Origin of the sequence: Acidaminococcus intestini DSM 21505, assembly GCF_000425045.1 — a bacterium.
GTDB classification, from domain to species: Bacteria; Bacillota; Negativicutes; order Acidaminococcales; family Acidaminococcaceae; genus Acidaminococcus; species Acidaminococcus intestini.
In genome coordinates this window covers 19,730-43,547 of the sequence record NZ_AULA01000007.1, presented here as the reverse complement: position 1 = coordinate 43,547, position 23,818 = coordinate 19,730, and the positions used below count along the sequence as shown (strand labels likewise).

Below are 23,818 nucleotides of genomic sequence, written 5' to 3'. Positions count from 1 at the left end.
GCGGATGACGAACCTCCGCCACAAAAAGTCTTCTTACGAGGAACGCACGCATGGAAATATTCAACAACACCACAAACGTCGTCAAAGACGACCTGCAAAAGACGATCCGCTCCGGCAGCAAAGTGTCCATCGCCGCCGCATGCTTTTCCATCTACGCCTTTCAGGAGCTCAAGGAGCAGCTGGAGTCCTGCGAGGAGCTGCGCTTCCTCTTCACGTCTCCGACCTTCGTCGCGGAGAAGACGCCGAAGGAACGCCGCGAGTTCTACATTCCTCGGCTTCAGCGCGAGAAGAGCCTGTACGGCACGGAGTTCGAGGTGCGCCTGCGCAACGAGCTCAAACAGAAGGCCGTCGCGAGGGAATGCGCCCAATGGATGCGCCGCAAGGCGAAGTTCAGGTCGAACACCACCCGGGACTCCATGAACAACTTCATGCTCGTCTCCGACGGCGACGAGACCTACGCCTACAGTCCCATGAACAGCTTCACCACGGTCGACCTCGGCTGCGAGCGGGGCAACAACATGACGAACATCGTCGTGCGCGTCGAATCCCCAGAAAGCACCCAGTTCCTGCAGACCTTCAATCAGGTGTGGAACGACAAGGAAAAGCTCAAGGACGTCACCGGCGAGGTCATAGACATGATCTCCACGGTCTATCAGGAGAACCCCCCGGAGATCATCTACTACATGACGCTCTACAACATCTTCAGCGAGTTTCTGGAGGACATCTCCGAGGACGTCCTCCCCAACGAGGCGACCGGCTTTAAGGACAGCGTCATCTGGAACAAGCTCTTCAACTTCCAGAAGGACGCGGCGCTTGGCATCATCAACAAGCTCGAACAATATAACGGCTGCATCCTTGCCGACAGCGTCGGACTCGGCAAGACCTTCACCGCGCTTGCAGTCATCAAATACTACGAGGGCAGGAACAAGAACGTGCTCGTCCTGTGCCCGAAGAAGCTCTCCGAGAACTGGATGACCTACCGGGGCAACCTGATCAACAACCCGCTCGCAAAAGACCGGTTCCGCTACGACGTCCTCTATCACACCGACCTGTCCCGCAACAGCGGCAACACGGCCGTCGGCCTGCCCATCGACAGGATCAACTGGGGCAACTACGATCTTGTCGTCATCGACGAGAGCCACAACTTCCGCAACGGAAACGGAACGGACAGCCAAGGCGGCGAGAAGGAAAACCGCTACATGCGGCTGATGAACCGCGTCATCAAACCCGGCGTGAAAACAAAGGTCCTGATGCTGTCGGCTACCCCTGTCAACAACCGTTTCTACGACCTGCGCAACCAGCTGGCGCTCGCCTACGGCGGCGACCCGGAGGAAATCAACGGGAAGCTGAAGACGAAATCGGACATCGACACGATCTTCAGGCAGGCGCAGGCCGTCTATAACACATGGTGCAAGCTGCCCGAGGCGCAGCGCACGACGGATCATCTGCTTGCGAGCCTGGACTACGACTTCTTTGAAGTCCTCGACAGCGTGACCATCGCCCGGTCCCGGAAGCACATCCAAACCTATTACGACGTGACGGACATCGGGTCCTTCCCGAAGCGGCTGAAGCCCGTATCCCTGCGGCCCAAGCTGACCAATCGCAAGGCCGCGATCAACTACAAGGAGGTGATCGAGCTCCTGACCGCGCTGCACCTGACCATCTACACGCCGACCGTCTACATCCAGCCGAGCAAGCTGCACAAGTATCTCGACGAGAAGGAGACGGAGAAGTTCCGCATGGGCCGTGAGATCGGCATCCAGCGCCTCATGAGCATCAACCTCCTCAAGCGCATGGAAAGTTCCGTCCACTCCTTCCTGCTGACGGTAAAGAGGATCTGCGACTACCTGTATGACACCTCGCAGACCATCGAGGCGTTCCGGAATGGCGGCTCGGGCAACCTTGACGAGATGACGGACCTGTCCGGCGAGGCGGCGGACTTTGACGACGACGACCAGAACACGGACTTCTTCGGCGTCGGCAAGAAGGTGCGCATCGACCTTCGGGACATGGACTACCTCTCATGGAAGCGGGACATCGACGAGGACATCGGCACTCTGTCCCTGCTGATCGGCATGGTGGAGGACATCACCCCGCAGTACGACTACAAGCTGAGCGAGCTGCTCCGCGTAATCCGCGAGAAGGTCGAAAAGCCGATCAACCCCGGCAACAAGAAGGTCCTGATCTTCACCGCCTTTTCGGACACGGCGGAATACCTGTACGAGCACGTGAGCGGCATGGCGAAAACGCAGCTGGGACTCAACACGGCCCTCATCACGGGGGCGGTCGACGGCAAGACGACGATTCCGGGGTTCAAGGCCGAGATGAACCACGTCCTGACCTGCTTCTCCCCGAAGTCCAAGGACAGGGACGTGCTGTACCCCAAGGACACGGAGGACATCGACATCCTGATCGCGACGGACTGCATCTCCGAGGGGCAGAACCTGCAGGACTGCGACTACTGCATCAACTACGACATCCACTGGAACCCCGTGCGCATCATCCAGCGCTTCGGACGAATCGACCGCATCGGCAGCCGCAACGAGGCGATCCAGCTCGTCAACTTCTGGCCCGACCTCGACTTGGACGAATATATCCAGCTCAAGTCACGCGTCGAGGAAAGGATGCGTATCTCCGTCATGACCTCGACGGGCGACGACAACCCAATCGACCAAGAGGAGAAGGGAGACCTCGAATACCGCCGCAGCCAGCTGAAAAAGCTGCAGGAGGAGGTCGTCGACCTGGAGGATATGACGAACGGCGTGTCCATCATGGACCTGGGACTGAACGAGTTCCGCATGGATCTAATCGCCTACAGGAAGGAGCACGGGGACATCGACCACATGCCGTTCGGCATCCACACGGTCGTGAAGGGCGACAAGCCCGGCGTGATCTTCGTCCTGAAGAACGTCAACAAGCAGGTCAACATCCAGAACCAGAACAGTCTTCACCCCTTCTACATGGTCTACGTCGGCATGGACGGCGAGGTGGTCACCAACCACCTACAGCCGAAGGACACGCTGGACATGATGCGCCATCTCGCACGGGGAAAATCCGTGCCGGACAAGGCGCTCTGCGGAAGGTTCAACAAGGCGACGGACGACGGCCGGAACATGGGCCGCATATCGAAGCTGCTGGAGGATGCGATCATGTCCGTCATCGACGCCAAGGACGAAGGTGACATCGACAGCTTCTTCGGCTGCGGACAGACCACCTTCCTCTCCAGTGGATTCTCGGGACTCGACGACTTCGAACTGATTTGCTTCATGGTGGTGCTCTGACATGATGAACTTTCCAACCGCGACGACGGTGAGGAAACGCCTGCCCAAGGAGGCGTTCTACCGTCACCTCGCGCTGACAAACGCACTCAAGGAAAAATTCGTATCCGACGTGGACCGGATCATGGTGGAGAACAGCTTCACCAAACAGACGCTGAACCTGACGGCAAGCGCCGAGACCAAGGAGATCCTCCTGCTGTCCGTCAGGCTGAAGAAGCAGGAGTTCGACGGCAAGGTCACCGAGGCGATCGCCCGGCAGAACAAGCACCGGCTCGTCTTCTTGCTGTGCTTTGAGAGCAGGCGGCAGCTGGCGCTCTATTACGGCAAGCTCTACCGCACGCCATGGATGGAGGCGTCGGATGTCCATCTGAGCCTGCACGGCTTCACCTTGGACGAGATCTGGAACTCCATGGTCGAGCAGATCGCGCTGCTGGAGGAGGACGCCTCAGGGCAGAACGAAAATCTGTCCATCGATGAGCGGCTGGACAGGCAGGACAGGATCGAGAAGCTAAAGATGCTGATCAGCAGGACGGAGGCGGCAACATGGCGACAGCAGCAGCCCAAGAAGCAGTTTGAGACCTACACGCGCCTGCGAGAATATCAGAAGGAACTGGAGGAGTTGACTCATGGAGAAGATGAACATGCACACGCCTGACTTGGCGAAGGAAAACTACGAGAAGCTAGCTGCGCTCTTCCCGAACGCGGTGACGGAAACGAAGGACGAGAACGGCGAGACCGTCCGTGCGATCGACGCGGATGTGCTTAGGTCAGAGATCGCCGCCACTGTCGTTGAAGGCACGCAGGAACGCTACCAGTTCACGTGGCCGGACAAGCGAAAGTCCGTCGTGCTGGCCAACCAGCCGATTGCAAAGACGCTGCGCCTCGACCGGGAGAAATCCGTGGGACGCGACGGCACGCCCGGCAGCATCGACACTGAGAACATCTACATCGAGGGCGACAACCTGGACGCCCTCAAGCTCCTGCAGGAGACCTACCTCGGTAAGGTCAAAATGATATACATCGATCCACCGTACAACACGGGGTCGGATGCGTTTGTGTACGACGACGACAGCTCCATCAGCGGCGAGGAGTTCGCCGAGCGCAGCGGGCAGCGGGATGATGATGGCAACCTGCTGTTCGACATGCGAACCAACAACGAGTCAAACGGCAGGTTCCACACGGACTGGCTCAACATGCTGTATCCGAGGCTTCGGATTGCAAAGGATCTGTTGAGTGACGACGGTGTGATCTTCATCTCAATTGATGATTATGAACAGGAAAACCTCAAAAAAATATGCAGCGAGATATTCGGCGCAGAGAACTTTATTGCTCAATTAGTTTGGGAAAGAGCATTTGCTCCTAAAAATGATGCGAAATATGTCTCAAACAGTCATGACTATGTTTTGATGTTTGCAAAGAAGATAGACAATTTTAAAATAGGAAGACTACCGAGAACAGAAGAGGCAAACGAAAGATATTCCAATCCAGATAATGATCCGCGCGGGGTCTGGCAATCGGGTGACTTATCGGTGAAAACGTACAGTCCTTCTGGAGACTACCCTATCACGACCCCTTCGGGGCGTGTAGTTGAGCCTCCAGCAGGGCGCTGCTGGAGTCTCTCCAAAAATGCATTTTTGGAGAGACTCCGAGATAATAGAATCTGGTTTGGCGCAGATGGTAACGGAGTACCGAGACTAAAAAGGTTTTTGTCTGAACTCAAATTTGATGGCATGGCACCCACCTCGATCATGTTTTTTAAAGATGTCGGGCATAACCAGGAGGGCGCGAAAGAAGTAGCCGAACTTTTGGAAGGCGGCTATTTCAGCGGTCCCAAACCGGTGCGTTTATTAAGAAGATTACTGACACTCGCGAATCTCGGAGAAAATGATATCGTTCTAGATTTCTTTTCCGGTTCAGCTACGACTGCCCATGCTGTAATGCAAATGAACTCTGAGGATGGTAGCAACCGCAAGTTCATACTCGTTCAGCTTCCAGAAGTTTGTGATGAAAAGAGCGAGGTCTACAAGGCTGGCTACCGTACCATCTGCGAAATTGGCGAAGAGCGCATTCGTCGTGCGGGTAAGAAGATTAAGGAAGAGTCTCCTCTGACAACGACGAAATTGGACATTGGTTTTCGTGTCTTCAAAGTGGACAGCTCGAACATGGAGGATGTCTACTATCGTCCCGCCGACGTGAAGCAGGCGCAGCTGGACCTATTTGCGGACAACATCAAGCCGGACCGCACGCCGGAGGATCTGCTCTTTCAGGTGATGCTGGATCTTGGTATCACGCTGTCCTCATCGGTTGATGAGGAGATGCTCGACGGCCGGAAGGTGTTCTCGGTCGCCGACGGATATCTCATCGCCTGCTTCGATAAGGACGTTACGGATGAGACGGTCAAGGCCATCGCCAAGCGCCATCCCTTCTACGCCGTCTTCCGCGACAGCGGCATGGCAAATGACAGTGTAATGGCCAACTTCGAGCAGATTTTCGAGACGTATAGTCCCCAGACGCAAAGGAAGGTGCTGTGATGGCGGAAGAACTCATGCGGATCGCCTATCATAGATCGGACAATCTGGTGGCGGATTCGGAACGAATCATAGAGACGGCTCAAGGGAATGCTTATCAGGCTGTCAATCTGCTTCTTGTGGAGCGGAACTGGCTTCTCGGTAAGCGCATCTCCGAGGAGATCGCTAACGGGGATGGGCGCACGGAATATGGGTCCGAGGTCATGAAGAAGCTGGCGCGTGCGCTGACCGCGAAGTACGGCAGAGGGTTCACGATGACGAATCTGTACTATTATTTTTCGTTCTATCGTGCCTTCCCGGAGATTTTCCACTCACTGCGTGGAAAATCTTCCGCGCCGCTTTTGTCGTGGACGCATTATCGGACGCTTCTCCAGGTGAACGACGAGAAGGCGCGGCAGTGGTACGCGCAGGAGGCGGCAACTGAGAACTGGAGCACCCGTACCCTGCAGCGCAACATCTCGTCGCAGTACTACTACCGGATGCTGAAGACGCAGAGTCAGGATGCCGTCAAACGTGAGATGCAGGAGCTGACGGCGGAGTACCAGAAAAAGCTCGAGTTCATCAAGAGCCCGGTCATCGCCGAGTTTCTTGGCATGCAGGAGGACACGTCGTATCTGGAGTCGGACCTCGAGCAGAGCATTATCAACAACCTGCAGAAGTTCCTCATGGAGCTCGGCAAGGGGTACGCATTCGTCGCCAGACAGCAGCGCATCCACACCGAGAAAGAAGACTACTTCATCGACTTGGTGTTCTACAACTACATCCTGAAGTGCTTCGTCCTGATTGACCTGAAGACGAAAAAGATCACGCATCAGGACGTCGGCCAGATGGACATGTACATCCGCATGTACGACGAGCGGAAAAAGCAGCCGGACGACCATCCGACCATCGGCATCATCCTGTGCGCGGACACGGATTCCGACATCGCTCGCTACTCGATCATGAACGAGAGCGATCAGCTCTTCGCGTCGAAGTACAAGCTGTACCTGCCGACGGAGGAGGAACTGCGCACGGAGATCGAGACGCAAAAGGAGCTGTTCTATCTGCAGCACGCGGACAAGGAAGGAGGGCCGACGGATGAGATTTAAATTTTCCATACAGCCCTTCCAGACGGATGCCGTGGAGAGCGTGGCGGACGTGTTCGCGGGGCAGCCGTACAACGACCGGTTCACCTACCGCAGGGACGTGGAGGTCCACCGCGACATCATGAACTGGTCGAAGTCCGACGAGGAGCTGACCATGGGCTTCGCCAACGCCAGGGTGCAGATAGGCGAAGCGCAGATCCTCGCGAACGTCCGGCGGATTCAGATGAGGAACAACATTCACGTGTCCGACGCTCTGACACAGACCAATCTTGGCGCGTGTTCGCTCGACGTGGAGATGGAGACGGGCACGGGCAAGACCTACGTCTACATCAAGACGATGTTCGAGCTGAACAAGCGCTACGGCTGGAGCAAGTTCATCGTCGTGGTGCCGTCCATCGCCATCCGCGAGGGCGTGCGCAAGAGCTTTGACACCATGTCGGACCATTTCATGGAGCAGTACGGCAAGAAGGCGCGCGTCTTCATCTACGACTCCAAGCGCCTCTCCGACATCGATTCCTTCAGCCAGAGTGCCGACGTTCAGGTCATGATCATCAACACGCAGGCGTTCAACACGTCCTTCAACAAGGACAAGAACGTGGAGGGGCGTAAGGGCAACGACGCGGCGAGGATCATCTTCTCCCGGCGCGACTCGTTCGGAAGCCGCCGCCCAATAGACGTGATCGCTGCCAACCGTCCCATCGTGATCATGGACGAGCCGCAGAAGATGGGCGGCAAGGCGACCCAGAAGGCGCTTGAGGCGTTCAACCCGCTGTTCTGCCTGAACTATTCGGCCACGCACAAGGAGCATCACGACCTCGTGTACGTGCTGGACGCGCTGGACGCCTACAACAAGCGACTGGTCAAGCGAATCGAGGTCAAGGGCTTTGACATCAAGAACCTGCGCGGCACGGACAGCTACCTGTATCTGGAGAGAATCGTGATCTCGCCGAGAAAGCCGCCGATGGCACGGCTGGAGTTCGAGATCGCCTACCAGAAGTCCATCAACCGGGAGACCCGGCAGGTAGGCGTGGACGACGACCTGTACGCGCTGTCAAAGGGCATGGAGCAGTATCGCGGCTACCACGTCAGCGCAATCGACCCGATCCGGGGCGAGGTGAGCTTCACCAACGGCGTGACGATTCACGCGGGCGAGGTCACCGGCGACGTGTCGGAGGCGGACATGCGACGCGTTGAGATCCGTGAGACAATCCGCTCGCACTTCGAGAAGGAGAAGGCGCTCTTCGACCGGGGCGTCAAGTGCCTGTCCCTGTTCTTCATCGACGAGGTGGCGAAGTACCGCAAGTACGACGAGGACGGCAACGAGACGAACTCCGAGTACGGCGACATCTTTGAGCAGGAGTACACGGACATCCTGAACGAGTACCTGACGCTGTTCGACACGCCCTACGAGCGCTACCTCAGGTCCATCGACGTGCACAGCACGCATGCGGGCTACTTCAGCATCGACAAGAAGGGCCGCAAGGTCGACAGCAAGCTCAAGCGCGGCAGCGACGAGAGCGACGACACGTCCGCCTACGACCTGATATTGAAGGACAAGGAGCGGCTGCTCTCCTTCGACAATCCCGTGCGCTTCATCTTCTCGCACTCGGCCCTGAGGGAAGGATGGGACAACCCGAACGTCTTCCAGATCTGCACGCTCAAGCACGGCGGCAACTCGCCGACGCAGAAGCGGCAGGAGGTCGGACGGGGACTCAGGCTCTGCGTGAACCAGAATGGCGACCGGATGGATACGGCCATGCTGGGAGACGCGGTGCAGCAGGTCAACCAACTGACCGTCATCGCAAGCGACGGCTACAAGGACTTCGTTGCCGACCTTCAGCGCGGCATACGCGAGGACCTCTATGACCGCCCGACCAAGGCGACCGAGGATTACTTCGCTGGAAAGACCATCGTTCTGGACGGTGTCGAGAAAACGGTCAGCGACAGGCAGGCGCACGACATCTACCGCTACCTCATCAAGAACGACTACATCGACGACGATGACCACGTCTCGGACCAGTACCGGACGGACCTTGCGAACAACGCACTCGCCCCGCTTCCCGATAGCTGCAGGGAGATTGCGGACGGCGTGCACGCGCTGATCCAAAGCGTGTTCGATGAGCACGCGCTCGACGGCATGGTAAGCGACGGCCACGAGACCAAGGTCCGTGAGAACGCGCTCAACGACAACTTCTACAAGAAGGAGTTCCAGACCCTCTGGGGTTACATCAACCACAAGTACGCGTACACCGTCTCGTTCGACGGCGAGGAGCTCATCGCCAAGGCAATCCGGCACATCGACGAGAAGATGTTCGTCGCCAAGCTGCAATACACCGTGACCCAAGGCGAGCAGGGACAGGACTGGAGCACCGAGAAGGTCAAAGCCGGGATCGGCTTCGTGGCGGAAACCAGCGTGACCTACAACCTCGACCGAGCGGAGGGCAGCTCCGTTCGCTACGATCTGGTCGGCAAGGTGGCCCAAGGAGCCAAGCTCACGCGCCGGACAACCGCCCGAATCCTCAAGGGCATCAAGCCCCAGACCTTCGCCATGTACCAGAACAACCCGGAGGAGTTCATCGCCAAAGCCATCCGTCTGATCGACGAGGAGAAGGCCACGATGATCGTGGAGCAGATCCAGTACAACCAGACGGAAGGCACCTACGACAGCGCCATCTTCACGGCCGAGAAGAACACGGACTTCGCCCGCGCAATCGAGGCCAAGAAGAACGTGCAAGACTACGTGTTCCCGGACTCGGATGGCGAGAAGGCCTTTGCCGGAGAGCTGGAACTGGACGAGAAGGTCGTGGTCTACGCCAAGCTGCCGCGCGGCTTCCAGATACCGACGCCCGTCGGCAACTATGCGCCTGACTGGGCAATCGCCTTCAGCAAGGGAAGCGTGAAGCACATCTTCTTCATCGCGGAGACCAAGGGCACGATGGAAAGCCTGAACCTGAAGCCCATCGAGCAGGCAAAAATCAGCTGCGCAAAGCAACTGTTCAAGACCCTATCCAACAAGGACGTCGTCTACCACGACGTCGACACGTATCAGCACCTGCTCGACGTGATGGAGGCCATATAAGACAGTCGGCTGAACAGCGTATTAAACCTTTTAGCGGTAGCAGACAGGAGGTGTCACTTTTGACTCGAACAGCAGGAGGACTTTCAAAATGGCTGTAAAAATCCTATTTGTGTGCCATGGCAATATTTGTAGAAGCCCCGTTGCGGAGTTTGTTTTTAGGGATATAGCCAAAAAGGCCGGTCAGGAGGCAGATTTCCTCATTGCTTCCGCGGCAACGACAACGGACGAAATTGCTGGCGGTGTAGGAAATCCTGTCTATCCGCCGGCTCGGGAGACACTTCTGCGTCATGGCATTGACCCTGTAGGAAAGCGGGCAGTCCTGTTGACGCGGGCTGATTATGCTTTCTATGATCATCTCATCGGCATGGACGCGGAAAACCTCCATGACATGCGGCGCATCTGTGGTGGGGATAGGGACCATAAACTATCGCTGCTCCTTGATTATACGGATCATCCCCGGGATGTAGCCGATCCTTGGTATACCCGGGACTTTGAAGCAAGCTATCGTGATATTGTGGCTGGCTGCAGGGCTCTTTGGTCATTTCTTCAAAAAAATGCCCTCTCAGCTGACAGAAAGGACTTATTGTGAAACTTGATCCTCTCTATTTTTTCCTACCCATGATTGAGGCCCTTGACCGGGAGGAACATGACCTTGTCGGCGCCACGGTCGGGCATGGTAAGCGAGTTGCCTATCTGTCCTACCTGATGACGCGCAGCCTTCCGTGGTCCCCTGATGAGCGGCTGGCCTTTGTCCTTGCTGCTTTGCTCCATGACTGCGGGTCTGTAGAGACCATTCGGGAAATGCGGGATGCTGCCCGAAATAGGAAACCCTTCAGCGGCACTTTTTCCAATGGTCGGGTTGTAGATGACGCCAGTATCCATGCCCAAAAAGGGAAGGACCTTTTGCAGGATATGCCTTTTTATTCCCAAATCAAAGGGGTTGTCATGATGCACCACGAATGGGCCAATGGAACAGGCCCCATGGGGCTTAGGGAAGATGCCATTGACAAGCGAGCCCAAGTGCTCTACCTTGCTGACCGCATGGATATCCGTTACGATTTATTGTCCCTGTCGGAAAGCGGATTTAGGGAGATGGTCCGTGATCTGCTTGGGCTCGAACATATCGAATTTTCCCATGATGCCTTGGTCCTTCTTGAAAAGAACCTGACCTATGAGGCTGTACAAAAACTCCAGGAGATTCCTCTAAATAGGCTCCTCAAATCGGTCGTACCAAGCCATGCCTGTGAGTACAGCCTAAAAGATATGCTTACCATCACCCGGTTTTTTGAGCGGATTGTCGATAATAAGTCCTCCTTTACGAAGGACCATTCTCACGGAATTGCCATGAAGGCCCTTGCCATGGCCCAAAAATATGGATGGAATGAAGAAAAGCAGGAACGTTTTCTTCTGGCGGCGAGCCTCCATGATTATGGAAAATTGCAGGTGCCTTCTTCCATCCTTGAAAAAGCAGGGCCGTTGACTGCAGAAGAGTTCCAAATCATGAAGAACCATGTCCGCTGGACCTATGAAGTCCTTGATGAAATCCCTGGGTTTGAAGATATCCGGGACTGGGCCTCTTTCCATCATGAGAAACTGGATGGAAGCGGTTACGTAAAGGGCCTTTGCAGCAAGGAACTTTCCTTTGAAGACCGCCTCATGGCCTGTCTCGATATTTATCAGGCCCTGACGGAAAAAAGGCCGTATAAAGAGGGATTCTCACATGAAAAGACCATTGCCATCATGAGGGAACTAGCCTGTAAAGGAAAAATTGACGGCGCCATCGTGAGGGATCTCGACGCCTTTTTTGAGCCGACTAGGCTTCCTTCCTAATGAAATAAAAGGCAGGGAGCAGAAAGATACTCCAACAAGGTAGGGAGGATTGATGATGGATCTGATTCGAAAGGTACAGGAACAAGACTGGACTGCTATTGAGGACCTAGTAAAGCAGGCTTTTGCCACGGCTTCTTATTCGGATGGGACGGAAGCCGCGCTTGTGGCCCGGCTGCGGCAAGGGCCTGCCTTTCTCCCAGACTTAGCCCTTATGGCTGAACGGGAAGCTAAGCCCGCAGGGTTTATCCTTTTTACAAAAGCAAGGGTATCCCAAGAAACCATCCTTGCCTTGGCGCCCCTTGCTGTGAAGCCTTGTTTTCAAAAAAGCGGGATTGGGACCGCTCTTGTAAAAAAAGGTCATACGCTTGCCGCAAAGGCGGGATTTGCTTATGCAGCCGTTTTGGGGGATCCTGCATTTTATGGCCGGTTGGGTTATGAAGCGGCAGAAAAATGGGGAATTACGCCGCCAGCAGCTTTTCCTAAAGAATATTTTATGGCCATAAAGCTCATTCCTGATGCGGCTCCGCTTGCAGGGACCATTGTCTACGACAGGGCGTTTGGCCTTTAGGAAACAGAGCAGAAAATGAGACTGGAAAGAAAAGGGATGGAATCATGAAAGAAGCCATCAAGGTCCGCGGTGCGCGGGTCCATAATCTTAAAAATATTGATGTCGATATTCCTCTTGGAAAAATTGTCGGCATTGCCGGTGTGTCGGGATCGGGCAAATCATCCCTTGCCTTAGGCGTCCTCTATGCGGAAGGGTCCCGGCGCTACCTCGATTCCCTGTCGACGTACACAAGGCGGCGCATGAGCTTTTCCCCCAAGGCGGACGTGGATGAAGTCCTTTACGTTCCGGCTGCCCTTGCCATGCACCAGCGTCCCAGTGTTCCTGGCATGCGCAGTACCTTTGGGACAGGAACGGAGCTTCTTAGTAGTCTGCGTCTCCTTTTTTCCCGTCTTGCGGTGCACCGCTGCCCAAACGGTCATGAGGTCCCACCGTCCCTTGCCGTCGCGGCGGAAAAAGAACTTATCTGCCCGACCTGCGGAGCCCATTTTTACGCTCCCTCTGCAGAAGAACTGTCTTTCAACAGCCAAGGCGCCTGCCCGCGCTGTGAGGGGACGGGAAAGGTCAAGACCGTCAATGTGGATGCCCTCGTCCCTGACGAGACCTTAACCATTGATGAAGGGGCCGTCCTTCCTTGGCAGACCCTGATGTGGTCCCTGATGAAGGAGGTTGCCCGCGCCATGGGCGTGCGGACCGATGTTCCTTTTAAGGATCTTACAGCAAAGGAAAAGGACATCGTCTATCATGGTCCTGCCGTGAAGAAACATATCTTTTACAAGGCTAAAAGTACGAACGTTGCCGGTGAACTTGACTTCACGTACTATAATGCCATCTATACCGTCGAAAATGCGCTTGCCAAAGTAAAGGACGAAAAGGGCATGAAGAAAGTCGAACGCTTCCTGACCCAGGAAACCTGCCCGGAGTGCCATGGCACCCGTCTTTCCGAAAAGGCGCGGGCCCCGAAAGTGCGCGGGATCTCCCTTGCCGACGCGACGCATATGACCTTGAAGGACCTCGTCTTGTGGGTCAAAGGAGTTCCCGAAAGTCTTCCTGAAACCATGCGCCCCATGGCCCAAAGCATTTGCGATGCTTTTCTCGAAAACGCCAAGCGTCTTATGGATCTGGGCCTTTCTTATTTGACCTTGGACCGGGAAGCTGCGACCTTATCAAACGGAGAGAGGCAGCGGATGCAGCTGGCTCGGGCTGTACGGAACCGAACGACGGGTGTCCTCTATATCCTTGATGAGCCATCCATTGGTCTTCATCCGGAGAATCTCAAAGGCCTCATGGGTGTCATGCAGGACCTTATCCGCGACGGAAACTCCATCGTTCTTGTAGACCATGATACGCAGGTCCTGTCTACGTGTGATTGGCTCATTGAAATGGGGCCCGGCGCCGGCTCCAAAGGAGGTCGCGTCATCGGAACGGGGACTGTGGCTGATACGGCAAAGCGTCACACTTCAAAGATCGGCCCTTTCCTTCAAAAAGGCGGTCACCACTTAGTCCGTGATGCCTGCGGGAAAAAAGCACTTTTTGAAAAGGGCACCATCCATATGGAAACAAGTGGAATCCATACCGTAAAACCCCTCAGTGTGACCTTTCCCAAAGGCCGTCTTACGGTGGTCACCGGTGTTTCCGGCTCAGGCAAGACAACCATGGTTCTTGAAAGTCTTATCCCGGCCGTCCTTGCCCAAACGAAAGGGGAGGCACTTCCGCCCCATGTGACACGTCTTGACGCGTCAGGCATTCACGGGATTAAACTCATCGACGCATCGCCCATAGGAATCAATGTCCGCTCTACGGTGGCAACGTACGCCGATGTCCATGATGAACTGCGCAAAGTCTACGGCCGCCTGCCGGAGGCAAAGGCACAGGGCCTTAAAGCAGGGGACTTTTCCTATAATACGGGGAGCCTGCGCTGCCCGCTCTGCGATGGCACGGGGGAAATCAACCTTGACGTCCAGTTCCTGCCTGATGTGATCATTACCTGTCCGGAGTGTCATGGAACGAGGTACCGAAAAGAAGCGGACCTTGTGAAAAAGAAGATGCAGAAAAGCAACGCGGCATATTCCTTGCCGGAACTCATGGCTATGGATATCGATGATGCCCTTGAGGCTGCCAAGGGGCTCAAGAAGGTCTCGGAAAAACTGCGCATCCTGAAAGACTTGGGCCTGGGGTATCTGACGCTGAAAGAAGCAACGCCCCGCCTTTCCGGCGGTGAAGCGCAGCGGCTGAAACTTGCCAGCGACATGGGGAAGGGGCAGGAAGATACAATCTTTGTCTTTGATGAACCGACCATCGGCCTTCATCCCCTTGATACGGAGACACTCCTTCACGTCTTTGATGAGCTTGTTTCGCAAGGAGCGACCGTTGTTGTTATTGAGCATGACCTCGACGTCATCCGCAATGCCGACTATCTCATTGACATGGGTCCCGGCGGTGGGGCAGAAGGCGGCACCATCGTTACGTGCGGTACGCCGGGAGAAGTGGCCCAATGCAAGGAAAGTAAAACAGGAAAGTACATCTAAAGAAAGAGCAAAGCAGTTTCCACGAAGTCCTTATGGCTTTAGGGGAACTGCTTTTTTAGAAAGGAGAAAGGATCAAAGGCCCGACCTGATTCTTGTGTCAAAAATGTATTGATAAATCGAAAATTATAGATATCATAAAACCATGAATCAGGTAGAACTTTTTAAAGCCCTTTCCAATCCCATACGGCTCCAGATCCTCACCTGGCTGAAAGACCCCTCTGCCTATTTTCCTCCTCAGGGTCTTCATATCCCCGAAGGGGACAGCTTCGAGAACGCTGTCTGTGTTGGAAGCATCCAAGAAAAGCTGGGCATTTCCCAATCGACTGTTTCCCATTACCTCGATCTGATGCAGCGTTCAGGCCTTTTGGAGTCTGCCCGTTTTGGAAAGTGGACCTATTACCGAAGAAATGAAGCGAATATCCAAGCCTTAGCCGAGTTTATCAAGACAGAACTATAAAGGAGGGAAAAGAGCAAGACCATGTAAACTGTCCTCGCAGGCAGTTTATTTTTTACCCTAATATATCGAAAATAAGCGATATATAGATTTAAAAGGAGACACTTTTAGGCATTTTCATGGCCCTGTCATTCGCCCGCCAATAGATGCGGACAGTCCTTTTATCGAAGTCACAGCAGGCTCAACGCATAATGCCCGTACGTTTTGCAATTTCTATCACGATACACCCTTTATGGTGGCGCCTTTATCCCAAATTGAGGCCGATCTCAAAGAAGCAAAGGAGAAATGGCCTGATGCAAGAAAAATCTGGGCGTCCGGCGGTGATTCCTTTGCTCTCAGCACGGAAAAGCAGATTGCTGTCTGGGATCTCATGCGGACCTATTACCCGAAGGCACGGATTTCCACGTATGCCATCATTTCTGATTTTAAGCACAAAAGCGTCGAAGAGATTTGCAAAATCAAGGCCCATGGACTTGATGAAATCATGATCGGTATCGAGAGCGGGGACGATGAAGTCCTTTCCTTTGTCAATAAGGGCTGCACATCGGAAGAAATCATCGAAGCGGGCCTTCCATATGAAGTGATTTTCTTCAGCGGATTGGGGGGCGCGGCTACGGTCTCGGACACGCCCAAAAGAGTGCTGACATCCTCAATCAGCTGCACCCTGACAGGATCCTTATTGCAGGACTCACCCTATTCCCCGATACGCCGCTCATGAAGGACGTGAGAAGCGGTGTATTCAAGGAGGCAACAGAAGAAGAACGCGTTTTGGAACTGAAGGAATTCCTGACACGTCTTAAGAATCCGACGCTGATTGACGCAACAAATGCCTCCATCATCACCCCTATCTATGGGAGGATTCCTGAATAAAAGGATAAGATGATTGCCCAGCTTGACGCCATCTTTATCTGCTATGGGGAAGCGGGTCTGCGTCAGGCCCGTGAATCCCTGTCTGCCAGTTAAGATTTTCTGCTTCCAGACGGCAGAAGCCATCCCGCCTTGGCAAGGCAATTTGGAAAAGTTTCGTCATGGTTTTTCTTTCTTTTGAGCAAAGGCCCAACAGCCAATATTGGCTGTTGGGCCTTTGTCATAGATTCATGATAGGGTAGAAAGCGATGCATAAAGGTGGAAAAATGAGCTTATTTCGGGTTCTTTCATCAGTTTTCCCTGCGTCTCCAGACAAGATACAAGACAGCAGCCCCGACAAGTACGGCAGGACAAATGACACCATACATCATGGCATAGCCCCATTCAGCCGCCGCAAGTCCCAGTAAATAGGCCGCTAGGCCGACACTGATGTCAAGAGCCCAAAAATAAGTGGCTGTGGCGACCCCGGCCCGGGAGGGCGGTGCCATGGTCACGGCAAGGGTCTGAAAAGCCGGTGAGAGGGCCCCAAAACCAAGTCCCAGCACGGCTCCTGAAAGCAGCAGCCCCGTGAGACTTGAAATGGATGCAAAAAGGATGAATCCCAGAAGAAAGACGATGAACCCCGGATAAACGATATAATCCGGGCCCTTTGTATCAAAAAGATGTCCAATGACCGGCCGTGTGACGATGATGATGAGGGCAAAGACAACAAAAAAGAGACTTGTTACAGAAGCCAGTCCAAGGCTTCTGGCATAAAGCGGGATAAAGGTGAGCATACCGCCATAGGAAAAAAAGACCAAGCCCCCAAATAAAGAAGGGATGACGGAGCGGGGTTCAATGAGATCTGTTACTGAAAAAGAGCGGAAGGAGGCACTGGGACGGGTCACAGAGGACGGCAGCGCGTTGCAGATCATAGCAATCAGCGTAAAGAGAGCCCCGAGGATCAAAAAGAAAAAGACCGCGGATGGTCCCCAATACTGCATGAGAAGAAGTCCAACGAGGGGGCCTACAACCATGGCAAGATTGGTTGAAAGGGCAAAGTAACCGATGCCTTCCCCTTTGCGTGAAAGCGGCAGGACAAGAGCTGCTACGGCAGCAGCCGCCGTCGATGTGACGCCAAAAATAGCACCGTGTAGGAAGCGCAGTCCAAAGACGGCCGGCAAGGTTCGTAAAAAGAAAAAGGCCGTCATGATGAGAAGGAACGCACATGATCCCGCCACGAGCAGCCTGTGTTTGTTCAAGGAATCAATGATCTTTCCTGCAAACGGACGGCATAAAACGGTCCCCAGCTGAAAATACGTCATGGCAAGGCCCGCGTCCCTTTCGTTTCCATGAAGTTCTTCCAGGATGTATAACGGCATGGCCGCAACCAGCAGATATTGGGATAGAAAATAAAAGAAATTCCCTCCCCCCATAGTCATGAATTGAGGTGTCCATAAACGATCTTTTGACAAATGAAATCCTCCTTATGAATCAGAAAATACGTTGTAATCCTGTCTTATTGTACTGCATGGAAAGAGCTTGTCAAGATTTTGGGCGCGTAGGGGACGGGAAAACTTCTATTTTATTCTATGAGAAATGCTCTATTTGGGAGTGCATAAAAAAGAGGCCCCATATGGGACCTTTTTGATTTATGATTTACAATTGGATCCAATCTATTTCCCTTGTTGATGAGGCAAAATCTTGGCACTTAGATAGGACGCCAGAAGACAAAACACGATATCGATTCCCCAGATGCCTTGATAGCTTCCTGTTGCAGCCACGGTCATGCCGCCCAAAAATGCACTGAGAAAGGCGCCTAGCTGATGCCCTAAAAAAAGGAGTCCCACAAGTGCTGCCGATTGGGCAAGAGGAAAACGCTCCGTGACGATTCCTGACGTCGGCGTAACTGTGGCCCCGCCGGACATGCCGAGACCTATGCAAAAGAAAAGGGCCGACAGGAAAGTTTTTGGCAGGAAAAAGAGATATATGGCTGTCAAACCCGCACGGAAGCCATAGTAAATGGTCAGAAGACGGTTTTTGGAAACATGGCCGGACAAATATCCGGAAATCAGCGCACCAATGACTGTTGACAGACCATAGGCTGCAAAGGCGTGGGCGGCGCGTGGCCTTTGAAGACCATAGGAGAGCAGCTGTGAGAAAAGATGGGCTTCAATCAGCGCCATATGAAAGCCGCAAGTAGTAAATGCTCCCAATAGATATCGAAATTCCGGCCGCTTTAGGGCTCCTTGAAGGAGGAGGCCAAAAGAAGCTTCGGGAACAGGACCTTTTTCCTGAAGAACCATTCTTTTTAGGGGCTGCGTCAAATAAAAAAGAAAGGGAAGGGTTCCAATCATGATCAGACTGAGCACAACAGAGACCGTCGGGATTCCGCCTACAAGGGAAAGCCTGGAAAGAAGCGGGGAAAAAAAGGTTGAGCCCAGGCCGGCTGCAGCATTGATAAAGCCCGAAATGAGGGCCCCTTTTTGAGGTCCTACGGCGAAAATGACGGTTTCAAGAAGCAGACCAAATGAGATTGCTCCAGCGCCGCAGCCTAGACATAGACCAAGGGTGAGCACAAGGCCCTAAAGGGAGCGGAAGAGGGACAGCCCCAGTAACCCTAGAAGGAAAAGCCCCACGCCGCTAAGAAGGACGAAACGGTGGGAACGCCTAGCTGCAAGGAGCCCCCAAAAAGGCTGCGAAAGACCAAAGGAAAGCTGCAGGACCGCAATGGCAAAACTCAGGCCCCCATAAGAAAGGCCTGTAGCTTCCCTGAGTGGCTCCAGAAGGATTCCAATATCGCTGCGGATGCCGCCGCTGATGCCATAAAGGAGGACGGCGGATAACCCGCAGAAAAATAGAGAGGGCCCCGAAGCGGGGTGACTGGGTGCCTGCATAGAAAACCTCCGTTTAGACGCAGTCAGATAGGATAAAGGGGAAAACTTGGATGAAAAGATTCCTCTAAATGATCAGAGAACCTTTTGGAAGGCAATCTTTGTGCTATTATCAAACCAAATTGTTCCCGTATAGACGAACCCCATCTTTTCGAGGATGTGGCGCATGATTTTGTTGTCCTCATCCGTATCGACACGGATGTTTTGAATCCCTTCACGCCTGGCTAAGTTTTCACAGGCCTTGAACATTTCCTGGGAAAGGCCCTTGCCGCGGATGGTGCAGTCGACAGCCATCCGATGGATGACAAGATAAGGCTCGTCATTGAGCCAGTGACCCTGAAGCGTGTCATAGGCAGCCTCGCCGCGGGCATCGATGCCGGCATAGCCGACAATCCGTCCCTGATCCTTGAGCACATAGCCGATGCCGTCTGATAAATCCTTGTTGATATCCGCCATGGCCGGATATCCCGTCTGCCATTGATTGACGCCCTGACTCCTTAGAAAAGCCTTGGCCTCGTTGATGATTTCCATGATGCGAATGGCATCTGTTCTTTCTGCTTTTACCAGTTTCATGCTGCCAGCCTCCTTATTCATGATTTTTCCAATCAATCTGGATATTGGTCCTCAGTTTCTGCATGAGATCCAGCAGGGTCCGGACCTCTTCCTGGGAAAACCCCGCAAGACCCACTGCAATCTGGCGATTTTCCTCTTCAATCAATTTTTCATAAAGTTTCTTTCCGATATCCGTTGGATAAAGATGCCACATCCGTTTGTCCGTCTTTATCTTTCGGCGGCTGATGAGATGTGCGTCCTCAAGCTTTTTTACCGCCTTGGCCGTTGTCCCCTTGTCTACGCTGACGAGCTCAGTCAGGTCTGTCTGACAGAGGCCAGGCGTTTCACAGATGCGGGTCAAAAAGATAAATTGGCCGCGTTTGAGTCCATAGGATTGGAACTTCATATCCATCAGGGAATGGATGACGCGGCTGATGGTGCCCAAATGGCGAAGCAGTTCATTGGTCAGGTTCATGGTTCCTCCTTAATAGTTGAACTTTCAACTAAATATAGGATAAACGAAAGAATCCGCCTTGTCAAGATGAAAAAAAGGACTGCCGAAGCGCCATACAGGTGGGAAAGGGACCGTTTTTAGGGTTCTTCCAGGCCCCTCATCCTTTTTGCCATAATCAGGATCCATTCAGCTTATTCAGGAACAGCTTTCGCTGCTTTTTCCTAAAAAAAACGGCACCGCCAAGCGGTGCCGTTAGTTTTCTTATTAGAATGTTTCACCCGTAATCTTTTCGTAGGCTTCTTTATACTTTTCAATGGTCTTATCAATGACATCCTGGGGCAGGAGATAGTTGCTGTCAGGATTGGCTTTCAGCCAGTCACGGACATACTGTTTGTCGTAGCTGGGCTGGCTCTTTCCAACTTCGTAGCCAGCAAGCGGCCAGAAGCGGGAACTGTCCGGCGTCAGCATCTCATCGCCAAGGACGATCTGACCATTTTCATCAAGACCAAATTCAAATTTGGTATCGGCAATGATGATGCCCTTCGTGTAGGCATAATCAGCACATTTTTTATAAAGGGCAATGGTCGCCTCTTTGATGGCTTTTGTGTATTCAGCCCCTTTGCCGGGGAAGCGTTTTTCAAGGTATTCCACACACTGGGCTTCGGAGATGTTTTCATCATGATCACCCAGTTCTGCCTTGGTGCTCGGCGTGAAGATGGGTTCAGCCAGTTTCTGGGATTCTTTCAGACCTGCCGGCAGGGTGATGCCGCAGACGGTTCCATTTTTTTGATAGGATTCCCAGCCGGAGCCGGTAATATACCCACGGACGATGCATTCTACAGGAATCATGTCGAGCTTCTGGCATTTCATGCTCTTGCCGGCAAATTCCGGTGTGCGGAAGAATTCCGGCATATCAGCAGGATCTACGGAAAGCATATGGTTCGGAATGACATCTTTGGTGAATTCAAACCAGAATTTGGAAAGGCGGGTCAGGACGGCCCCTTTATCGGTGATGGTGTTTTTCAGGATGTGGTCGAAAGCGGAAATGCGATCGGAAGCCACCATGATAAGGCTGTCACCAATGTCGTAGATTTCGCGGACTTTACCAGACTTAAAGGGTTTATATTCCTGCATGATACATCCTCCTTGTATTTTGGTATCCTTATCATAGCACAAGGAACTTTATTTGTCGAATGATATCTCTATTTTCTTATAAAATGTTTGTAAAGAATGAAACAGGTAAGTGCTTGTATGACCTTACACATTTTCTTGTCTTTTTCCCTTTTGGATGATTTCTGGGATGGGGGAAAAAGTATGAAGGAATTTCAAACATTGTTCTGAATCCGTTGAAGAGTTTTCATTCCTATCGTATAATAAAAGAACAACTCTATTTTAGTTCTAGTTAAGGAAGGATGGGAGACCATGCGCATTGTCATGACGATTGTGGGAATTGATAAAGTGGGAATCATTGCTCGGGCCAGTGACCTGTTGGCTAAACATCAAGTGAATATCCTCAATATCAATCAAAATATTACGGATGATTTTTTCAACATGGTGCTGATCGGTGACATGAGCAAAGCCACCATCTGTGTTGAAGACCTAAAGGATAAAGCGGCTGCCTTAGGAAAAGAACTGGGCCTTGAGATCCGCGTCCAGAGTGAAGAAATCTTTACGGCTATGCACCGGATCTGATTGCTGAGGAGGTTTCCATGCTGTACAACACAAACGATATCCTTGAAACAACCCGGATGATCACGGAAAATAACCTGGACGTCCGAACCATTACGATGGGCATCAGCCTGCGCGACTGCGCCGACCCTGATGTAACTGTCTGCGCCCGTAAGATCTATGATAAGATTACACGCTGCGCCAAGGACCTGGTCAAGGTGGGGACCAACCTTGAAGCGGAGCTCGGTGTGCCCATCATCCATAAACGCATTTCTGTAACGCCTATTTCCCTTGTAGGTGAAGCCTGCCAGACCGATACCTACGTGCCGCTGGCCAAAGCCCTTGACGACGCGGCCAAAGCCGTTGGCGTCAACTTCATTGGCGGCTTCAGCGCCCTTGTGGAAAAAGGCTGCACCCATGGTGACTCCATCCTGATCGATTCCATTCCAGAAGCCTTGGCCACAACGGATATTGTCTGTTCTTCCGTGGCTGTTGGCTCCACCAAGGCCGGCATCAACATGAATGCCGTGCGCCGCATGGGGGAAGTTGTCAAAAAAACGGCCGATTTGACCCGTGATCAGGATGCTTTAGGCTGCGCCAAACTCGTTGTTTTCTGCAACCCTGTCCAAGACAATCCCTTTATGGCAGGCGCTTTCCACGGCGTTACGGAACCGGAGACAGTCATCAATGTCGGTGTCTCCGGCCCTGGTGTTGTCAAGCACGCTCTCGAAGGCTGCCGTGGGGCCGATATTGGTGTCGTGGCCGAGACCATCAAGAAAACAGCTTTCAAGATTACCCGCGTCGGACAGCTCGTGGCCCAAGAAGCGGCCAAACGGCTGGGAACCCAATTCGGGATCATTGACCTGTCCCTTGCCCCAACGCCGGCTGTAGGTGACAGCGTGGCCCACATCCTTGAGGAAATTGGTCTGGAATGCTGCGGCGCGCCCGGTACGACAGCGGCCCTTGCCATGCTGAACGATGCGGTCAAAAAAGGCGGTCTCATGGCTTCCAGTTATGTCGGCGGCCTGTCCGGTGCCTTCATTCCTGTAAGTGAAGATGCTGGCATGATCCATGCTGTGGAACAAGGGTGCCTCACTATTGAAAAACTTGAAGCTATGACCTGTGTCTGCTCCGTCGGTCTTGACATGATTGCCATTCCTGGCGATACGACGGCAGAAACCATTTCCGCCATCATTGCAGATGAATCGGCCATTGGCATGATCAATAATAAAACCACGGCTGTTCGCGTCATTCCCGTACCGGGCAAGAGCGTGGGCGATAAAGTTGAATTTGGCGGCCTGTTAGGATATGCGCCTATCATTGCCGTCAATACCTTTAAGCCCGATACCTTTATCCATCGCGGTGGGCGCATTCCAGCCCCAGTTAGGAGCCTGACAAACTGATGCGCAAGAAAGAACGCAATAAGCTCATCTTGGAACGTCTTGAAGAAACCTATAAAGGACAGGGAACGGCCCTGCATTATACCACCCCTTTTGAACTCTTGGTGGCGGTCATCCTTTCTGCTCAGTGCACGGATGAACGGGTCAATATTGTTACAAAGCGCCTTTTTCCAAAGTACAATACGCCGGAGAAGCTGGGCGCCCTGACCCTTGAACAAATGGAAGCCCTCATCCATGACTGCGGCCTTTATCATTCCAAAGCACGCAATATCCTTGCTACGTGCCGAAAACTTATTGATGACTTCCATTCCGAGATTCCTCAGGAGATGAAGGCCCTCTTGAGTCTTCCCGGTGTAGGACGCAAGACTGCCGATGTCATGCTGAGTGTGGCCTTTGGAAAACCGGCCATTGCCGTTGATACTCATGTTTTCCGTGTCTCCCATCGGTTGGGTCTTTCCGCTGGAAAAGATCCCCTGGAGACTGAGCATGACCTGCAAAAGCAGATTCCCAAGGAAAAGTGGGGCGAGGCCCATCACTGGCTCATCTGGCATGGCCGTAAGGTCTGCAAGGCCCCTAACCCCCGCTGCAGCGAGTGCCCCGTTTTGGATCTTTGTCCTTCACGGGTGATGGAATAATCAATTTCAGTTAGGAAATCCC

22 protein-coding genes are annotated in these 23,818 nt (G+C 53.3%); 15 read left to right on the top strand and 7 right to left on the bottom strand.

Translation table 11 applies throughout. From position 1 onward, the window contains the following. Positions 1 to 50 precede the first annotated feature (50 nt). The 12 genes from H503_RS0103170 to H503_RS12500 all read left to right on the top strand — a co-directional run bounded on the left by H503_RS0103170 (position 51) and on the right by H503_RS12500 (position 16,217). Positions 51 to 3,281, top strand: a complete 3,231-nt coding sequence (locus H503_RS0103170) for a helicase-related protein (protein ID WP_009015520.1) — start codon at positions 51 to 53, stop codon at positions 3,279 to 3,281. Between the two features lies 1 nt (position 3,282). After that, positions 3,283 to 3,933, top strand: a complete 651-nt coding sequence (locus H503_RS0103165; RefSeq protein ID WP_009015519.1) for a DUF4391 domain-containing protein — start codon at positions 3,283 to 3,285, stop codon at positions 3,931 to 3,933. Further along, a complete protein-coding gene (locus H503_RS0103160; RefSeq protein WP_016459672.1) occupies positions 3,905 to 5,809 on the top strand; it encodes a site-specific DNA-methyltransferase in 1,905 nt (634 codons plus the stop codon). Before H503_RS0103165 ends, H503_RS0103160 begins: the two co-directional genes overlap by 29 nt. Next, positions 5,809 to 6,894, top strand: a complete 1,086-nt coding sequence (locus tag H503_RS0103155) for a PDDEXK nuclease domain-containing protein (RefSeq protein WP_014128263.1) — start codon at positions 5,809 to 5,811, stop codon at positions 6,892 to 6,894. The genes H503_RS0103160 and H503_RS0103155 overlap by 1 nt, the downstream gene beginning before the upstream one ends. After that, positions 6,884 to 9,970 (top strand): type III restriction-modification system endonuclease, encoded by a 3,087-nt coding sequence (locus H503_RS0103150; protein WP_009015516.1) that lies wholly within the window; start codon positions 6,884 to 6,886, stop codon positions 9,968 to 9,970. Before H503_RS0103155 ends, H503_RS0103150 begins: the two co-directional genes overlap by 11 nt. A gap of 88 nt (positions 9,971 to 10,058) precedes the next feature. Next, positions 10,059 to 10,559 carry a low molecular weight protein-tyrosine-phosphatase gene (locus tag H503_RS0103145; RefSeq protein ID WP_009015515.1) on the top strand — a complete coding sequence of 167 codons (501 nt, stop codon included), beginning with the start codon at positions 10,059 to 10,061 and terminating at the stop codon, positions 10,557 to 10,559. Then, the gene (locus tag H503_RS0103140; RefSeq protein ID WP_014128264.1) at positions 10,556 to 11,800 is read left to right on the top strand and encodes an HD-GYP domain-containing protein; all 1,245 of its coding nucleotides are present in this window, start codon (positions 10,556 to 10,558) and stop codon (positions 11,798 to 11,800) included. Before H503_RS0103145 ends, H503_RS0103140 begins: the two co-directional genes overlap by 4 nt. Before the next feature lie 52 nt (positions 11,801 to 11,852). Next, a complete protein-coding gene (locus H503_RS0103135; RefSeq protein ID WP_014128265.1) occupies positions 11,853 to 12,368 on the top strand; it encodes a GNAT family N-acetyltransferase in 516 nt (171 codons plus the stop codon). A gap of 44 nt (positions 12,369 to 12,412) precedes the next feature. Next, on the top strand, positions 12,413 to 14,893 hold the full coding sequence (locus H503_RS0103130) for an excinuclease ABC subunit UvrA (protein WP_009015512.1): 2,481 nt from the start codon (positions 12,413 to 12,415) through the stop codon (positions 14,891 to 14,893). A gap of 142 nt (positions 14,894 to 15,035) precedes the next feature. After that, positions 15,036 to 15,350, top strand: a complete 315-nt coding sequence (locus H503_RS0103125) for an ArsR/SmtB family transcription factor (RefSeq protein ID WP_009015511.1) — start codon at positions 15,036 to 15,038, stop codon at positions 15,348 to 15,350. Between the two features lie 64 nt (positions 15,351 to 15,414). After that, on the top strand, positions 15,415 to 16,065 hold the full coding sequence (locus H503_RS12365; protein WP_306511564.1) for a radical SAM protein: 651 nt from the start codon (positions 15,415 to 15,417) through the stop codon (positions 16,063 to 16,065). Further along, a complete protein-coding gene (locus H503_RS12500) occupies positions 16,062 to 16,217 on the top strand; it encodes a hypothetical protein (RefSeq protein ID WP_014128266.1) in 156 nt (51 codons plus the stop codon). The genes H503_RS12365 and H503_RS12500 overlap by 4 nt, the downstream gene beginning before the upstream one ends. Positions 16,218 to 16,251: 34 nt before the next feature. Here the strand turns inward: H503_RS12500 and H503_RS12810 are convergent, their stop codons facing one another. The 7 genes from H503_RS12810 to H503_RS0103085 all read right to left on the bottom strand — a co-directional run bounded on the left by H503_RS12810 (position 16,252) and on the right by H503_RS0103085 (position 21,227). Next, a complete protein-coding gene (locus tag H503_RS12810; RefSeq protein ID WP_255345169.1) occupies positions 16,252 to 16,377 on the bottom strand; it encodes a hypothetical protein in 126 nt (41 codons plus the stop codon). A 127-nt stretch (positions 16,378 to 16,504) separates the two neighbouring features. Beyond that, positions 16,505 to 17,668, bottom strand: a complete 1,164-nt coding sequence (locus H503_RS0103105) for an MFS transporter (protein ID WP_016459669.1) — start codon at positions 17,666 to 17,668, stop codon at positions 16,505 to 16,507. A 201-nt stretch (positions 17,669 to 17,869) separates the two neighbouring features. After that, positions 17,870 to 18,772: an MFS transporter gene (locus H503_RS11745; RefSeq protein WP_248604829.1), complete on the bottom strand. Its 903-nt coding sequence runs from the start codon at positions 18,770 to 18,772 to the stop codon at positions 17,870 to 17,872. A gap of 6 nt (positions 18,773 to 18,778) precedes the next feature. Continuing rightward, positions 18,779 to 19,090, bottom strand: a complete 312-nt coding sequence (locus tag H503_RS12680) for a hypothetical protein (protein ID WP_248604828.1) — start codon at positions 19,088 to 19,090, stop codon at positions 18,779 to 18,781. Positions 19,091 to 19,162: 72 nt separating this feature from the next. Next, positions 19,163 to 19,660, bottom strand: coding sequence for a GNAT family N-acetyltransferase (locus tag H503_RS0103095; protein WP_016459668.1), 498 nt, complete (start codon positions 19,658 to 19,660; stop codon positions 19,163 to 19,165). Positions 19,661 to 19,673: 13 nt separating this feature from the next. Further along, positions 19,674 to 20,114 (bottom strand): MarR family winged helix-turn-helix transcriptional regulator, encoded by a 441-nt coding sequence (locus tag H503_RS0103090; RefSeq protein WP_009015502.1) that lies wholly within the window; start codon positions 20,112 to 20,114, stop codon positions 19,674 to 19,676. Positions 20,115 to 20,357: 243 nt separating this feature from the next. Continuing rightward, positions 20,358 to 21,227 (bottom strand): phosphoribosylaminoimidazolesuccinocarboxamide synthase, encoded by an 870-nt coding sequence (locus tag H503_RS0103085; protein ID WP_009015501.1) that lies wholly within the window; start codon positions 21,225 to 21,227, stop codon positions 20,358 to 20,360. A gap of 288 nt (positions 21,228 to 21,515) precedes the next feature. On the opposite strand from H503_RS0103085, the gene H503_RS0103080 reads away from it, so the two are divergent. Genes H503_RS0103080 through nth form a run of 3 tightly spaced genes read left to right on the top strand, consistent with a single transcriptional unit; the run spans position 21,516 to position 23,796 of the window. Next, positions 21,516 to 21,785, top strand: a complete 270-nt coding sequence (locus H503_RS0103080; RefSeq protein WP_009016109.1) for an ACT domain-containing protein — start codon at positions 21,516 to 21,518, stop codon at positions 21,783 to 21,785. A 17-nt stretch (positions 21,786 to 21,802) separates the two neighbouring features. Beyond that, a complete protein-coding gene (locus H503_RS0103075) occupies positions 21,803 to 23,164 on the top strand; it encodes a PFL family protein (protein WP_021736770.1) in 1,362 nt (453 codons plus the stop codon). Next, positions 23,164 to 23,796 (top strand): endonuclease III, encoded by a 633-nt coding sequence (nth, locus tag H503_RS0103070; RefSeq protein WP_014128273.1) that lies wholly within the window; start codon positions 23,164 to 23,166, stop codon positions 23,794 to 23,796. Before H503_RS0103075 ends, nth begins: the two co-directional genes overlap by 1 nt. Positions 23,797 to 23,818: the final 22 nt, after the last annotated feature.

What these genes read in the sequence shown, in the direction of transcription:
- nth (WP_014128273.1), top strand. Translation starts at nt 23,164, where the DNA reads ATGCGCAAGAAAGAACGCAATAAGCTCATCTTGGAACGTCTTGAAGAA.
- H503_RS0103125 (WP_009015511.1), top strand. Translation starts at nt 15,036, where the DNA reads ATGAATCAGGTAGAACTTTTTAAAGCCCTTTCCAATCCCATACGGCTC.
- H503_RS12500 (WP_014128266.1), top strand. Translation starts at nt 16,062, where the DNA reads ATGAAGGACGTGAGAAGCGGTGTATTCAAGGAGGCAACAGAAGAAGAA.
- H503_RS0103135 (WP_014128265.1), top strand. Translation starts at nt 11,853, where the DNA reads ATGATGGATCTGATTCGAAAGGTACAGGAACAAGACTGGACTGCTATT.
- H503_RS0103085 (WP_009015501.1), bottom strand. Translation starts at nt 21,227, where the DNA reads ATGCAGGAATATAAACCCTTTAAGTCTGGTAAAGTCCGCGAAATCTAC.
- H503_RS0103075 (WP_021736770.1), top strand. Translation starts at nt 21,803, where the DNA reads ATGCTGTACAACACAAACGATATCCTTGAAACAACCCGGATGATCACG.
- H503_RS0103080 (WP_009016109.1), top strand. Translation starts at nt 21,516, where the DNA reads ATGCGCATTGTCATGACGATTGTGGGAATTGATAAAGTGGGAATCATT.
- H503_RS0103130 (WP_009015512.1), top strand. Translation starts at nt 12,413, where the DNA reads ATGAAAGAAGCCATCAAGGTCCGCGGTGCGCGGGTCCATAATCTTAAA.
- H503_RS0103145 (WP_009015515.1), top strand. Translation starts at nt 10,059, where the DNA reads ATGGCTGTAAAAATCCTATTTGTGTGCCATGGCAATATTTGTAGAAGC.
- H503_RS0103170 (WP_009015520.1), top strand. Translation starts at nt 51, where the DNA reads ATGGAAATATTCAACAACACCACAAACGTCGTCAAAGACGACCTGCAA.
- H503_RS0103165 (WP_009015519.1), top strand. Translation starts at nt 3,283, where the DNA reads ATGATGAACTTTCCAACCGCGACGACGGTGAGGAAACGCCTGCCCAAG.
- H503_RS0103150 (WP_009015516.1), top strand. Translation starts at nt 6,884, where the DNA reads ATGAGATTTAAATTTTCCATACAGCCCTTCCAGACGGATGCCGTGGAG.
- H503_RS0103160 (WP_016459672.1), top strand. Translation starts at nt 3,905, where the DNA reads ATGGAGAAGATGAACATGCACACGCCTGACTTGGCGAAGGAAAACTAC.
- H503_RS12680 (WP_248604828.1), bottom strand. Translation starts at nt 19,090, where the DNA reads ATGCAGGCACCCAGTCACCCCGCTTCGGGGCCCTCTCTATTTTTCTGC.
- H503_RS12810 (WP_255345169.1), bottom strand. Translation starts at nt 16,377, where the DNA reads ATGACGAAACTTTTCCAAATTGCCTTGCCAAGGCGGGATGGCTTCTGC.
- H503_RS0103090 (WP_009015502.1), bottom strand. Translation starts at nt 20,114, where the DNA reads ATGAACCTGACCAATGAACTGCTTCGCCATTTGGGCACCATCAGCCGC.
- H503_RS0103095 (WP_016459668.1), bottom strand. Translation starts at nt 19,660, where the DNA reads ATGAAACTGGTAAAAGCAGAAAGAACAGATGCCATTCGCATCATGGAA.
- H503_RS0103155 (WP_014128263.1), top strand. Translation starts at nt 5,809, where the DNA reads ATGGCGGAAGAACTCATGCGGATCGCCTATCATAGATCGGACAATCTG.